A 13,154-nucleotide genomic window follows, 5' to 3' on the forward strand; every position below is an offset into this window, starting at 1 on the left:
CTCACAAGGGGCACGTCCCTCGATACGAACTGCAGTCCCGTGGTGTAGCTGGCCAATCATATGGGCCTTTGGACGCCTACTGTTCAACAGGGGCGGGAGACAGCCCATGACGGCGGTTCGAATCCGCCCGGGACTACTTACTCGGAGTTCATAATCTTCGGCGCTCATCGTCCGTGATCAGTGATTCGATCGTCACGGTACGACTGCCACGCTGGTGTTCTTGTTTGGTTCCGGAGCCCAGTCGTCCGCCACAGCCGATCAGAGCCGAACGGGCGAAACGCTGACCCTCGAAGCAATTTTATGAGCTGTCTGAGTTGGCTGGGGCGTGAGCATAGACATAGAACCGAGTGACTGGGCGAGCCTGGATCCGTGGTGGTCGACGCTCGAACGATCCCGGTCGGCTGCTCACACTCCCGCCTCGGTACGGCTCTTCGATCCGGAACGTCTCACACGACGCTGGGACGAGATCGATTCGTGGTGGCGAGCCCATCTGGAATCGGCAACCGTCGCGGACGGTTCCACCTCGGTGCGGGCGCTCCGGAGGCAGCAGCTCACCGACGTCTGGGATGAACTCGGTCCCTGGTGGGACGAGTACGCCGAGACCGGATACGAGACGGCCGTGCGGATCGCCGACCTGCTCGAGCAGTCAAACGACGACTGGGAGGACTCGGACGCTCCGTTCGACGCGGATCCGCTAGCTGCAGATCTGACCGGAAGGAGCGTCTCTCGGGGACCACTCCGTCCGGACGGCGAGGTTGCGTGGTCGCGGTGGCTGGCGCAGTTGCTGCGTCCGTCCGCGGCGCTCGTACCCGAGCTGTTCGACGTGACGGCTTCTCAAGCACCGAGCGAGGTCGTCCGCGAGGATCAGCTCTCGAAGGAGGAGGGGACGTTTCGTCGTCCGGATCTCCTGGTCTTCTATGCTGACCGCGGAATTTCGATCGAGGTAAAACTCGGCGACGAGAACTATCAAAAGACGTCCGAGACGGCGGCACTCGTTGAACGTCAGTACGGCGACCGCCACTGGAGACACGCACTTCTCCTTCCGAGCCGCAAAAAGGAGCGCCTGGCCTCCATCGTCGATCCGCCCCTGGACCACGGAGCCGGGGACCGGCCCACGGTAGAGTGGGACGATCCTGGCCCCATCGACGTGCTATACTGGCGCGATGTGACCGCGGCGATCAGAGCCCTTCTGCGTCGAGGTGACGTCGTCGACGAGCACTGGGCGGCCAACGCGTACCTGTTCTGCGCGGTCGCCGAGCAACGGCTTGTGGGCTTCCAGCCGCAGCCGGCGATTGAGCGCTTGGCAGCCCCTGGAAACGTCGTCGACACGATTCAGCCGATCGCGTTCGCCGACGTACTTGAGGAACAATTAACATATTTCCGCGAGGTGGTGAACCTATGACCGACGAGTTTCTGACCGGAGGCCTCCGGAATGATCGGTATCTGAAGGCCCTCCGTCTGCCTGACCAGTTCGAAGAGGACATATTCGCCAAGTTGAGGAATGTCGGTCGTCAGATCATTGATCAACACCCCGATCTGTTTGAGCCCAATCCGGATGGCGACGACAACTACCGGCGGTCATCCAGTCATACTCTGGCGTTCGCACGAACTGAATATCCGATGACCGGCGAGAAAGCCCCCAATAGCGGAGACACACGGATACTCAATGTTCACCTGTACTGGGTGTCACCTGCCGAATACGATAGGACGGACATCGACGGGGCGCTCCGCGCGTTCGGATATAAGATCAAAAACTGCCCGGAAGACGTGGACGATCGAATTGCGAGCAAGACGCGTAGTTGGCAGCCCGACTCGGAGGATGTGAGCCGCCGCATCGCGGAACAAACTCGTGACTGGCCACTGCGGGCTACGGAGAACGCGTTCGGGGGCAGCACCGACTTCTACAGGCACGTCAGCTCTGCAGAAGAGATCGACCAAACGGCGGAAGTTCTTGCTGCACATTTCGCAGAGTTCGGTGACCGGTATGTGATCAGCTGAGAGGAAGCATTTGACCAAAATAACTGGCCAGTTGCTAGCTCTATAAAACTTCTCTAGCTATTAAGATTCAAAATCCGGAATTTCACCCCCGCCCGGGACTACTGTTCACGAAACTGGGCCGGCGATCGACATACTGATTTCCGGACTCCGCGCCGATGTCACGATCGATGAAGCCGGAACGCCGAACCGAACGAACTCCCCCACCGAATTCCCGCGACCGCCTCAGTCGCCCTGGACGGTCCGCTGGATGTCCTCGACGACCTCGGGGTTGCGCAGGGTGCTGGTGTTGCCCAGTTCCTCCTCGTTCGCGATGTTCTCGAGGAGGCGGCGCATGATCTTCCCGGAGCGCGTCTTGGGGAGCTCGGGCGTGAAGATCACCTGCTCGGGCTTGGCGATCGGGCCGATCGCCTCGTTGACGCCGTCGATGATTCGCTGGCGAAGGTCGTCGGTTTCCTCGTAGCCCTCCTCGGTGATGACGTAGGCGTATACGGCCTCCCCCTTGATCTCGTGCTCGCCGCCCACGACGGCGGCCTCGGCGACGCCCTCGACGCCGACGATCGCCGACTCGATCTCCATCGTGCCGAGCCGGTGGCCGGAGACGTTGATCACGTCGTCGACGCGGCCGAGGACGGTGATGTAGCCGTCGTCGTCGATCTTCGCGCCGTCCTCGGGGAAGTACACCCAGTCGTCCGGGTCGTCGCTGTCGACGTCGGAGTACTCGGCCCAGTACTCCTCGATGTAGCGCTCGTCGTTGTTATACAGGGTGCGCAGCATCCCCGGCCAGGGTTTCTGAACGGTGAGGTAGCCGGCCTCGCCCGCCCCGATCTCCTCGCCGGCGGTGTCGACGATCCGCACGTCGAGTCCCGGCAGCGGCGGGCCGGCGGAGCCGGGCTTCATGTCGCCGATCCCGGGCAGCGTGGTGATCATCATCCCGCCCGTCTCGGTCTGCCACCAGGTGTCGACGATCGGACACTCCTCGCCGCCGATGTGCTTGTAGTACCACTTCCACGCGCGCGGGTTGATGGGCTCGCCGACGGTCCCGAGCAGCCGGAGGCTCGAGAGGTCGTGGTCGGCTGGGTACTCCTCGCCCCACTTCATGAACGCCCGGATCGCCGTGGGGGCGGTGTACAGCTGGGTCGCCTCGTACTCCTCGATGATCTCCCAGAGCCGGTCGCGGTCGGGATGGTCCGGGGTGCCCTCGTACATCATCGTCGTCGTCCCGAGCGCGAGGGGCCCGTAGACGATGTAGGAGTGCCCGGTGATCCAGCCGATGTCGGCCGAACAGAAGTAGGTGTCCTCCGGTTTGACGTCGAGGACCGCCTGCGAGGTCCAGCTCGCCCACGCCAGGTAGCCGCCGGTCGTGTGCTTGACGCCCTTCGGCTTGCCCGTCGTTCCGGAGGTGTACATCAGGAACAGCATGTCCTCCGCGTCCCGCGTGACGGGGTCGACCGTGGCGCCCTCGTGGCCGGCGAGCAGGTCGTCGTAGGTCGTCTGGTCGGCCGCCAACTCGTGGTCGAAGTCGTCGCCGTTGGGCGCGAGCCGCTCGACGACCACGGTCTCGGTGCCGTGATCGACGTCCGTGAGCCCCTCGGTGGCCTTCGAGAGGTGGTCGAGGGGGTCGCCGCGCCGGTAGTAGCCGTCGCAGGTGACGAGGTACTCCGAGTCCGCGGCGTTCATCCGGGTCGCGAGCGCGTCCGCGGAGAAGCCCGCGAAGACGACGCTGTGCGGGGCGCCGATCCGGGCGCAGGCCAACATTACGATCGGCAGCTCCGGGATCATCGGCATGTACAGCGTGACGACGTCGTCCTCGCCGACGCCGAGCTCCCGGAGCGCCGCCGCGGCCTCGTTGACCTCGCGGTGGAGCTCCTCGTAGGTGTAGGTCCGGTTCGCCTCGTCGACCGGCTCGCCGACCCACTCGATGGCCGCCTCGTCGCCGCGTTCCTCGAGATGGCGGTCGAGACAGTTGGCCGAAGCGTTCAGCTTCCCGCCGGTGAACCACTCGTAGAAGGGTGGGGAGTCGTCATCGAGGACGCGGTCGTACGGCTCCTCCCACTCCAGGAGGTCGGCCGCGGCCTCCCAGCAGTCCGGCCAGTTCTCCTCGAACTCCTCGTAGATCGCCGGGTCGGTCACGTTCGCCTGGTCGGCGAACGACGCGGGCGGTTCGAACACGTCCTGTTCGGCGAGCCGTGCTTCCAGTTCCGGTCCCTCGTCCGGGTCTGACATACGTGTCGATGATTCGCATCGTCCGCTATAAACGTGTGGTACTTCAGCTCGTGGCTCCGGTTGGCATATACGAAAATCGTTTATGCATCCGGATCGAACCGGCGTCGTTTCGGCGGCGCTTTTCAGCCGAAGTTCTCGACCTTCGCGCCGTCGATCCCCGATCCGGCCGCCTCGAGGGCGGCCTCGACGTCCTCGATGAACGAGGCGAATCCGTACACGAATACCTGTTCCTCGGGAGCGCCGGTGGCGACGTCGCTCACCGCGTCGGCGAGGTCGGCGGTTCCGTCCTCGAGGAGCCGCACCGTCGCGCCGCGGTCCTCGAGATCGGCGAGCCGCTCCCGGTGTGCGGGCGCGTCGTCCCGATAGACGATCGCCGCCTCGTTGCCGTCCGCGAGCGCGCGCTCGCCGATCCCGACGGCCGGACCGATGCCGGGACCGCCGGCGAGCACCACGACGCGACGTTCGCCCTCGTAGTGGTCGCTCCCGAAGGGGCCGCTCATCTCGAGCTCGTCGCCGGGCTCGAGCGAGGCGAGGTACGCGGAGAACGGTCCGCCCTCCTCGTGGTCGATCTCGATCGTCGTCTCGAAGGTCCCCTCGACGTCCGGCGAGGAGAGCGTGTAGAACCGCGAGTACTCCTCGCCGTCGACGGTTCCGGTGAGCTTGATGAACTGGCCGGGCTCCGCCTCGAACCCGTCGGGCGATTCGAACTCGACCGCGATCGTGTCCGTGCCGACCTCGTCGATCGACGCGATGACTACGGCTGCGTCCATACGTCCGGTTGCGCGTTGAGACACAAACCAGTTCCCGTCCCGGTCGACGCTGCGGGAACCGATGACGGTCGGAACGGAGGCGTGGCTCGACTGCGGAACCGACTTCGACCACGGGACTGGCCGCAGCCCGAGGAATCGGCGTTGACAACGGGCCCGACGTTGACAACGGGCCTGACGTCGACCACGGCCACGGAACCGTCGACGCGTCCGACGGTTCGACAGTCGTCGAACCCATCGGGTCGAAAAACTCGCCGATCCGATAGCTTCGGTTGACGTTTGGATATAAATGAGCCTAAAAATGGGTGTAAAATATTCGTTTGTATGTTTATTAGTTATTCTGTGGTCGTTCGTACACCTTCACGCCGGGTCGCCTTTCAGAAGCCTTTTGATTGGTGCAAGAGAAGGACCGAACTAGTATGGTCGCGGACTTCAACTGGGCCATCGGCGGGGAAGCCGGCGATGGCATCGACTCGACGGGCAAGATCTTCGCCCAGGCGCTGTCTCGCTCGGGTCGGCACGTCTTCACCTCCAAGGACTTCGCCTCCCGGATCCGGGGCGGATACACCGCGTACAAGGTGCGGACGTCCGTCGACAGGGTGCAAAGCGTCGTCGACCGGCTGGACGTACTGATCGCGCTCACCCCGCGAACGATCGAGGAGAACCTCCCGGAGCTCCACGAGGACTCGGTCATCATCTACGACGGCGAGCGGACCACGATGCAGAACGCCGAGATCCCCGAGGAGATGGTCGGCCTCGACGTCCCGCTGAAACGGCTCGCGGAGGAGGCCGGCGGGGCCATCATGCGCAACGTGGTCGCGCTCGGCGCCGCCTGCGAGGTCACCGACTTCCCGATCGAGAACCTCGATTCGGCGCTCGAGAAGCGGTTCAAGGACAAAGGGCAGAAGCTGGTCGAGAACAACCAGGAGGCCGCCCGCGCCGGCCAGTCGTACGTCGCCGAGGAGTTCGACCACGAGTTCGACTACGAGCTCGAGACGACCGACAACGACTACGTCCTGTTGAACGGCGACGAGGCGATCGGGATGGGCGCCATCGCGGCCGGCTGCCGGTTCTACTCCGGCTACCCGATCACGCCCGCGACGGACGTGATGGAGTACCTCACCGGCCGGATCGAACGGTACGGCGGCCACGTCGTGCAGGCCGAGGACGAGCTCTCGGCGATCAACATGGCGCTCGGCGCCGCCCGCGCCGGTGCCCGGTCGATGACCGCGACCTCCGGGCCGGGGATCGACCTGATGACGGAGACGTTCGGCCTCGTCGCGACCTCCGAGACCCCGCTGGTCATCTGTAACGTGATGCGGTCGGGCCCCTCCACCGGGATGCCGACGAAGCAGGAGCAGGGCGACCTGAACGGGATGCTTTACGGCGGCCACGGCGAAGTTCCGCGGTTCGTCCTCGCGCCGACGACGATCGACGAGTGCTTCTGGAAAACCGTCGAGGCGTTCAATCTGGCCGAGAAGTACCAGACGCCGGTCTATCTCACTGCCGACCTCTCGCTTGCGGTCACCGAACAGACCTACGAGCCCGACGCGTTCGACATGGACGCCGTCGAGATCGACCGCGGTTTCCTCGTCGACGAGGGGACGATCGGCGACCACCAGACCGACGCCGAGCAGTTCAAGCCCCACGAGATCACCGACGACGGGATCTCCCCGCGTGCGCTCCCCGGAACGAGCGGCGGCGCCCACATGTCGACGGGGCTCGAACACGACGAGCTCGGCCGGCGAACCGAGGAGCAGGATATGCGCGTCGAGCAGGTCGACAAGCGCTCCCGGAAGGTCGACACCGCGACCGAACGCGAGGACTGGAGCCCGCGCGAGTTCGGCGACCCCGAGGCCGACACGCTCGTCGTCTCGTGGGGGTCGAACGAGGGCGCGCTCATCGAGGCCCTCGAGTACCTCGAGGCGGACGGCATCGACGTCCGCGTGATCTCGGTGCCGTACATCTTCCCCCGGCCCGACCTCACCGAGGACGTGCGGGCGGCCGAGGAGACGATCGTCGTCGAGTGTAACGCGACCGGGCAGTTCGCGGACCTCGTCGAACACGACGTCCTCGAGCGCGTCGAGCGGATAAACAAGTACACGGGCGTGCGGTTCAAGGCCGACGAGCTCGCACGTGACATCAAGCAGACCCTGGAGGCGTAACCAATGAGCTCAGACGTTCGATTCACCGACTTCAAATCCGACAAGCAGCCGACCTGGTGTCCGGGATGTGGCGACTTCGGCACGATGAACGGGATGATGAAGGCCCTCGCGGAGACGGGCAACGACCCCGACAACACCTTCATCGTCGCCGGGATCGGCTGTTCGGGCAAGATCGGGACGTATATGCGAAGCTACGCGCTCCACGGCGTTCACGGCCGCGCGCTTCCGGTGGGGACGGGCGTCAAGCTGGCGCGCCCCGACGTCGAGGTGATGGTCGCCGGCGGCGACGGCGACGGCTACTCCATCGGCGCCGGCCACTTCGTCCACGCCGTCCGCCGGAACGTGGACATGACCTACGTCGTGATGGACAACCGGATCTACGGGCTGACCAAGGGGCAGGCCTCCCCGACCTCCCGGTCCGACTTCGAGACGTCGACGACCCCCGAGGGGCCGAAACAGCCGCCGGTCAACCCGCACGCGCTCGCGCTGGCCTCCGGGGCGAGCTTCATCGCCCAGTCGTTCTCCTCGGACGCGCTGCGCCACCAGGAGATCATCCAGGAGGCGATCGAACACGACGGGTTCGGCTTCGTCAACGTCTACTCGCCGTGCGTCACGTTCAACGACGTCGACACCTACGACTACTTCCGCGACTCGCTGGTCGACCTCCAGGAGACCGACCACGACCGCCACGACTACGACGACGCCAAGGAGGTCATCCTCGACGCCGACAAGGAGTACCAGGGCGTCATCTACCAGGACGAGAACTCGGTGCCGTACGCCGAACAGCACGGGGTCGACGCGGACATGTCCGACATCCCGGACGGCGCGCCCGAGGACGCGACGGACCTCGTCCGCGAGTTCTACTGAGCCGGCGGCGGTCCTCGAGCGTCCCGTCATCGCTCGTTCCGTCATCGCTCATTTCGTCATCGCTCGTCCCGCGTTGTCGGTGCCCGATCGCGCCCGGTTCGAGCGGCGCGTAACCGAACCGTTACCACCGTTTTCGACCCTTTCGAGGGGACGAAAACCCCGAGACGGCCGGGCCGTATCAACAACACTCATTAGCGACACGCGACACGTTCGGGTATGAGCGATCGCTTCGACGTGGTCATCGCCGGGGCCGGCCCAGCGGGCGCCCAGTGTGCCCGCGATCTCGCCGCGCGGGACTACGACGTCCTCGTTCTCGAGACGGAGCCGGAGGCGGAGTTCCCGCGGCAGAGCAACAAATCCACCGCGGGCACGTTCCCGTCGATGATGGCCGCCTTCGGCGTCCCCGACGACGTCGTGATGCAGTTCACCGATTCGGTCGTCCTCGAGTCCCCCAACGACTTCTACGTCCAGAACCAGCCGGGTGCGGTCCTCGAGTTCGCGGAGTTCAAACGGTGGCTGGTCGCCGACGGGCGCGATCGGGGCGCCGAGTACCGGTTCGACTCGCGGGCGACCGCGCCGATCGAATCGGACGGCTCGGTCGTCGGGCTCCGATACGACGGTTCCGAGGAGGTGTTCGCCGACGTCGTCGTCGACGCGACCGGCCCCGCCGCGCCGCTGGCGAAGGCGCTCGACGTCTGTGAGCTGCACCGCGAGAACCAGGCGATCGGCATCGAGTGGGAGCTGGAGGGGATCGACGTTGACCACCCGGGCTATGCCGACCTCCACGATTCGATGATGCTGCGGCTCGACCACGACGTCGCGCCGGGTGGCTACTCGTGGATCTTCCACACCGGCGGCGACACGGCCAAGGTCGGGCTCTGCTACATCCAGAACGACCGCCACCGCGAACACGCCGATGAGGACCTCACGATCGACGGCTATCTCGAACGCTGGCTCGAGTCGGACCCGCGGTTCGCCGATGCCGAGAAGATCGACGGCAAGGTCCATCGCGGGTCCGCACACATCCAGCTGCCGACCGGGATGAGCACGGACGGCTTCGTCGCCATCGGCGACACGGTCCCCTCGATCGACCCCCTCTGGGGGGAGGGGATCCACAAGGGGATGAAGTCCGCTCGCGCGGCGGCCGCGGCGATCGACCGCTGTCTGAGTCCGGCGGAGCCGGACACCTCCGCCGAACAGCTGTCGACCTACGACGACCTCTGGCACCGGGAGGTGGCGCCGAAGGCCCGACAGCGCCTGCTGATGACCGAGCTCCTCTATCTCGCCTCCAACGACCGGTACGACCGGCTGATGCGTGACCTTCAGTCGACCGAGGAGGACACCCTGGCGCGGATCAACGGCGGCGACCTGACCGCCTTCCCGAAGTTGCTCCACCTCGACGACCTCTCGCTGCTTGCCGCCTTCGGCAAGGAGCGGTTCCTCGAGGGATCGGTCCGCTGGACCGGCGGCGCCTGATCGGCCGGGTACTCGGCCGCGCGACGACCGCGTTCCGCCCCGCAACTGCGCTCCGCCCCGCAACCACCTTTCGCCCCGCAACCTCTTTCTCGAACGCGTCCGTCGGACCGAGTATGACGAACGTGACGCGACACGGCGACGGAGCGGACGCGGTTCCGACCCGCGACGGAATGGCGATGCTCGGCTACGGAACCTGGAAGTTGGCCGACCGGGAGACCTGCATCGACGCGATCACGACCGCGATCGAGACCGGCTACCGACATCTCGACACGGCGCGGATGTACGACAACGAGACCTACGTCGGGGAGGCGATCGCGGACGCCGACGTCGACCGCGAGGAGGTGTTCCTCGCGACCAAGATCTGGCCGGACGACCTCGGCTACGAGGACGCGATCGAGGCTGCCTACGACAGCCTCGAGAACCTGGACACCGACTACCTCGATCTCCTGTACATCCACTGGCCGGCGAAGGCGTATGACCCGGCCACGACGCTTGAGGCCTTCGACCGGCTCGTCGAGGAGGGCGTCACCGAGCGGATCGGCGTCTCCAACTTCACCCCGGAGCTGCTCGCGGACGCGTGCGACCGAACGACCGCGCCGATCTTCGCGAACCAGTTCGAGTGTCATCCCCTGCTCCCCCGGCGGCGCTGGCGTGAGGCGTGTGCCGACCACGACGTCCATCCGGTGGCGTACGCCCCGATCGCGCGCCAGGAGGTCTTCGAGGAGTCGACGATCGTCGAGATCGCGGCGGCGCACGACGCCAGCCCGGCGCAGGTCTCGCTCGCCTGGCTCCGCCAGCGCGACGTGACGGCCATCCCGAAGGCCGCGAGCGCGGACCACATCCGCGAGAACTGGGCGTCGCTGTCGCTCGACCTTACCGACGCGGAGCTGGCGGCGATCGACGGGATCGAGACGCGGTCCCGGAAGGTCGACCCGTCCTTTGCTCCCTGGAACTGACCGCGATCGGCGGTCCGCAACCGGTCGATGACGTTCGCTTGCCGGCCGGCGACCGTCCCGAGGCACAAAGTTCACGTTACCCCACGCGTGAGTTGACGCCGATGGAACGACGGTCACCGGGGTTGATCGGCGCGGTCCGCATCGACGTCACCCGGCTACACGACACGTGGATGGAGGTGGCCTTCCCGCGCCAGCTCGACGCCAGCAGCGTGCTCGGGAAGTGGCAGCCGGAGACGACGCCCCAGCGGATCGCCTACAAGCTGTGGGCGGCGATCGGGATCCCGCTGGTCCTGTTCGGCTACCCGCTGTTGCTCGTCGGCTTCGCGACCCGGTATTACGCCACCCGCCTCGACTCGGCGGTGACGCGAATCGGCGTTCTCGGCGTTCTCCTCGTCGCGACGCTCGTCTGGGGCACGCTGACGGTGATCACGCGCGTCCAACTCTCGACGGAGGCCTTCCTCGCCGTGGGCGCGGCCAGCGTGGTCGCGATCGCCTCCGCCGGGCTGGCCGCGCTCTTCTCGAAGGTCGGCGGCCGGGCCACGAGCGTCCTCCTCGCGTATCCGTTCGCGATGACGGCGCTGTTCCTCCCGCCGGTGGTGGCCGCCCTCTTCACCCCCTCGCTCGGCGAGGTGATCTTCCCGAACAGCACCGAGCTCGCCGTCTGGATCCTCGACACGCTGTTGGCCGTCGGCGGGATCAACGACTGGCTGCGCGCCAACTTCACCCTTGAGGGAACGGGCTACGTCCTGATGTGGTTCGGGCTCGCGATCCCGACCGGCTGGCTGCTCGGCCTGCTCGTCGCCCTGGCGGACGTGATCCGGCCGAAACAGGACGACTAACCTCTTCCCGAATCCTCGTCATCGTCCCCGTCCGCGTACCGGTCGCGGGCGGACGTGAACGATAGTTCCGCCTGCTCGGCGCTGCGTCGACGCTCCCGTTCGGCGATCGCGTCGGGATCGTGGCTCGCGTCGTCGTCGATCCGGGCGATCGACCGATGAACCTTGGCGTGACACCACCGGCAGAGCGCGACCGTGATCTCGTGGGGTCCCGACGCCGCGCCATCCGTATCCGGTTCGCCGGCGCTCCCCCTTTCGGTTCCGCGCGTGGCGTACTGCAGGTGGTGTTCCTCGATCAGGGGGCGAGTCGACTCGTGGGCCAGCCGGAGCGACTCGAGTCCGCATCGACGACAGGCACGGCCGTCGGTCGTCGACCGGTACCGGGGACACGCCGACCAGTTCCCCTCCGCGCCGACGTGGCAGGCGTATCCGTCGCGCCGTCGCTCCGCGGCGAACGCCGGATCCTCGCCCGCGTGCTCGAGCGCATACCGACACCGTCCGTCGTCGGTCAGGTGATCGCAGATCCCCGCGACGTCGTAGGGGTCGTCGACGCCCACGGGCGTTCCGTCCGGGGTCCGCTCCATAATCTCGCTGGAAGCTAGCGATGCAAAAACGCACCGCCGACGGCGACCGGGACGTCGACGGCCGGTTAGCGCCGCACGACCGACACCGTGACCGCGTACAGCGCGCCGCAGTCACAGCGGACCCTGACGCTCGGTTCAGCCTCGTCGCCGGCGTATTCGATGGTCGATCCACACGTCGTACACTCGAGTCCGATCTCCATTGGGACATCCCACACACGCGGTATCCATCCCACCGGGAACGTCGACGGACCGATCGAGCTGCGAGCCGAGCCGTGTCAACGCGCCACATCTTTATCGTCGCGTCGATAATCCTCGACCGCTCCCACCGTGGGGGCCGTTCGAGAGGGAGCGCTGAAGCTTGGTGGGCTCCGTTCCCTCTCGCGCACCCGTCGTGCGCACGACCGAATTCTTCGCACAGCATTAAGAAGCTACGGGCCGCAGTATCGATACGGATATTCGGCTCCCCGACGCGGGCGGGAGATCGGTCCGGCCACATCGATGATCCCCCCGACGACGTACTTCGACGTTCACGTGACGTTTCTTTTGCCCCCGATCCTCGGCTTGGGTCTGCTCGCGTGGCGCCGGAACCGGCTCGACCGACGGTTCCTCGGCGGGCTCGCGGTCCTGATCGCTCTGGCGGTCGGCTACACGACGCCCTGGGACGCACGCCTGATCGCGATCGGCGTGTGGCGGTACGGAGAGGGAGCCGTGGCTCGGCGGCTGCTCGGCGTCCCGCTCGGCGAGTACGTGTTCTTCGTGCTTCAGCCGGCGTTGACGCTGCTGTGGGTGCGGTGGATCACGCGGGACGGGGACGATTCTCCCCGTGTTGCGTCGCGACAGTCTCCGGGCAATCGTCTCGCGGGGCTCCTCGCCGGCGCGGCGATCGCGGTCGTCGGGGGCTGGCTGGTGATCGCCGGCCCCGAAACGCGACTCTACCTCGGCGCGATCCTGCTGTGGGCGGGGCCGGTACTCGCGATCCAGTGGGCGTACGACTGGCCGAGCCTCCGCCGTCGCGGTCGAACGATCGCGGTCGGCGTCCTCGTGCCGACCGGCTACCTCTGCCTGGTCGACCGGATCGCGATCGACGCCGGGATCTGGACGATCGCCCCGGCGTACACGACCGGCCTCACGATCGGCGGACTGCCGGTCGAGGAGGGGCTGTTCTTCCTCGTGACGAACTGCTTTCTCGCGCAGGGATACCTGTTGTACGACGAGCTGATCGAGCGACGAACGGCCGACGCCGCCGGTCGAACGGCGGGCGCGCCGGGAACGGAGGCGTAAT

12 protein-coding genes and 1 tRNA gene are annotated in these 13,154 nt (G+C 66.3%); 9 read left to right on the top strand and 4 right to left on the bottom strand.

Features of this window, described 5'->3' with window-relative positions; translation table 11 throughout:
• Positions 1 to 33: 33 nt before the first annotated feature.
• From BLV25_RS08030 to BLV25_RS08040, 3 genes are all read left to right on the top strand, one after another.
• Positions 34 to 136 (top strand) — tRNA-Gln (locus BLV25_RS08030).
• Between the two features lie 390 nt (positions 137 to 526).
• A complete protein-coding gene (locus BLV25_RS17845) occupies positions 527 to 1,402 on the top strand; it encodes a hypothetical protein (RefSeq protein ID WP_021074871.1) in 876 nt (291 codons plus the stop codon).
• On the top strand, positions 1,399 to 1,998 hold the full coding sequence (locus tag BLV25_RS08040; RefSeq protein WP_092732045.1) for a hypothetical protein: 600 nt from the start codon (positions 1,399 to 1,401) through the stop codon (positions 1,996 to 1,998). The genes BLV25_RS17845 and BLV25_RS08040 overlap by 4 nt, the downstream gene beginning before the upstream one ends.
• A gap of 222 nt (positions 1,999 to 2,220) precedes the next feature.
• Here BLV25_RS08040 and acs read toward each other — a convergent pair whose 3' ends face one another.
• Both acs and BLV25_RS08050 read right to left on the bottom strand, forming a co-directional pair.
• Positions 2,221 to 4,221: an acetate--CoA ligase gene (gene acs / locus BLV25_RS08045; RefSeq protein WP_092732048.1), complete on the bottom strand. Its 2,001-nt coding sequence runs from the start codon at positions 4,219 to 4,221 to the stop codon at positions 2,221 to 2,223.
• A gap of 122 nt (positions 4,222 to 4,343) precedes the next feature.
• On the bottom strand, positions 4,344 to 4,991 hold the full coding sequence (locus tag BLV25_RS08050) for an FAD-dependent oxidoreductase (RefSeq protein WP_092732051.1): 648 nt from the start codon (positions 4,989 to 4,991) through the stop codon (positions 4,344 to 4,346).
• A gap of 416 nt (positions 4,992 to 5,407) precedes the next feature.
• On the opposite strand from BLV25_RS08050, the gene BLV25_RS08055 reads away from it, so the two are divergent.
• The 5 genes from BLV25_RS08055 (at position 5,408) to BLV25_RS08075 (ending at position 11,291) form a co-directional block, all read left to right on the top strand.
• Entirely contained in the window at positions 5,408 to 7,153 is a 1,746-nt protein-coding gene (locus tag BLV25_RS08055) for a 2-oxoacid:acceptor oxidoreductase subunit alpha (protein WP_021074875.1), read from the top strand.
• A gap of 3 nt (positions 7,154 to 7,156) precedes the next feature.
• Positions 7,157 to 8,020 carry a 2-oxoacid:ferredoxin oxidoreductase subunit beta gene (locus tag BLV25_RS08060; RefSeq protein ID WP_021074876.1) on the top strand — a complete coding sequence of 288 codons (864 nt, stop codon included), beginning with the start codon at positions 7,157 to 7,159 and terminating at the stop codon, positions 8,018 to 8,020.
• A 216-nt stretch (positions 8,021 to 8,236) separates the two neighbouring features.
• On the top strand, positions 8,237 to 9,496 hold the full coding sequence (locus tag BLV25_RS08065; RefSeq protein WP_092732054.1) for a digeranylgeranylglycerophospholipid reductase: 1,260 nt from the start codon (positions 8,237 to 8,239) through the stop codon (positions 9,494 to 9,496).
• A gap of 113 nt (positions 9,497 to 9,609) precedes the next feature.
• Entirely contained in the window at positions 9,610 to 10,452 is an 843-nt protein-coding gene (locus tag BLV25_RS08070; RefSeq protein ID WP_394327120.1) for an aldo/keto reductase, read from the top strand.
• Positions 10,453 to 10,577: 125 nt separating this feature from the next.
• A complete protein-coding gene (locus BLV25_RS08075; protein ID WP_092732487.1) occupies positions 10,578 to 11,291 on the top strand; it encodes a hypothetical protein in 714 nt (237 codons plus the stop codon).
• On the opposite strand, the gene BLV25_RS08080 is transcribed toward BLV25_RS08075, so the two are convergent.
• Both BLV25_RS08080 and BLV25_RS17850 read right to left on the bottom strand, forming a co-directional pair.
• Positions 11,288 to 11,872 carry a DUF7097 family protein gene (locus BLV25_RS08080; RefSeq protein WP_092732057.1) on the bottom strand — a complete coding sequence of 195 codons (585 nt, stop codon included), beginning with the start codon at positions 11,870 to 11,872 and terminating at the stop codon, positions 11,288 to 11,290. The two genes, BLV25_RS08075 and BLV25_RS08080, sit on opposite strands and share 4 nt — an antisense overlap.
• A 65-nt stretch (positions 11,873 to 11,937) precedes the next feature.
• Positions 11,938 to 12,072, bottom strand: a complete 135-nt coding sequence (locus BLV25_RS17850; RefSeq protein WP_021074881.1) for a hypothetical protein — start codon at positions 12,070 to 12,072, stop codon at positions 11,938 to 11,940.
• 298 nt (positions 12,073 to 12,370) lie between these two features.
• Between BLV25_RS17850 and BLV25_RS08085 the strand changes: the two genes are divergently transcribed.
• Complete coding sequence (locus tag BLV25_RS08085; RefSeq protein WP_092732060.1) at positions 12,371 to 13,153, top strand: lycopene cyclase domain-containing protein; 783 nt, start codon at positions 12,371 to 12,373, stop codon at positions 13,151 to 13,153.
• Position 13,154: the final 1 nt, after the last annotated feature.

This window comes from Halopenitus persicus (assembly GCF_900107205.1).
GTDB lineage: Archaea > Halobacteriota > Halobacteria > Halobacteriales > Haloferacaceae > Halopenitus > Halopenitus persicus.

Bases quoted from the DNA above. Each gene is read 5' to 3' on its own strand.
- BLV25_RS08040 (WP_092732045.1), top strand. From the start codon at position 1,399: ATGACCGACGAGTTTCTGACCGGAGGCCTCCGGAATGATCGGTATCTG.
- acs (WP_092732048.1), bottom strand. From the start codon at position 4,221: ATGTCAGACCCGGACGAGGGACCGGAACTGGAAGCACGGCTCGCCGAA.
- BLV25_RS08050 (WP_092732051.1), bottom strand. From the start codon at position 4,991: ATGGACGCAGCCGTAGTCATCGCGTCGATCGACGAGGTCGGCACGGAC.
- BLV25_RS08055 (WP_021074875.1), top strand. From the start codon at position 5,408: ATGGTCGCGGACTTCAACTGGGCCATCGGCGGGGAAGCCGGCGATGGC.
- BLV25_RS08060 (WP_021074876.1), top strand. From the start codon at position 7,157: ATGAGCTCAGACGTTCGATTCACCGACTTCAAATCCGACAAGCAGCCG.
- BLV25_RS08065 (WP_092732054.1), top strand. From the start codon at position 8,237: ATGAGCGATCGCTTCGACGTGGTCATCGCCGGGGCCGGCCCAGCGGGC.
- BLV25_RS08070 (WP_394327120.1), top strand. From the start codon at position 9,610: ATGACGAACGTGACGCGACACGGCGACGGAGCGGACGCGGTTCCGACC.
- BLV25_RS08080 (WP_092732057.1), bottom strand. From the start codon at position 11,872: ATGGAGCGGACCCCGGACGGAACGCCCGTGGGCGTCGACGACCCCTAC.
- BLV25_RS17850 (WP_021074881.1), bottom strand. From the start codon at position 12,072: ATGGAGATCGGACTCGAGTGTACGACGTGTGGATCGACCATCGAATAC.
- BLV25_RS08085 (WP_092732060.1), top strand. From the start codon at position 12,371: ATGATCCCCCCGACGACGTACTTCGACGTTCACGTGACGTTTCTTTTG.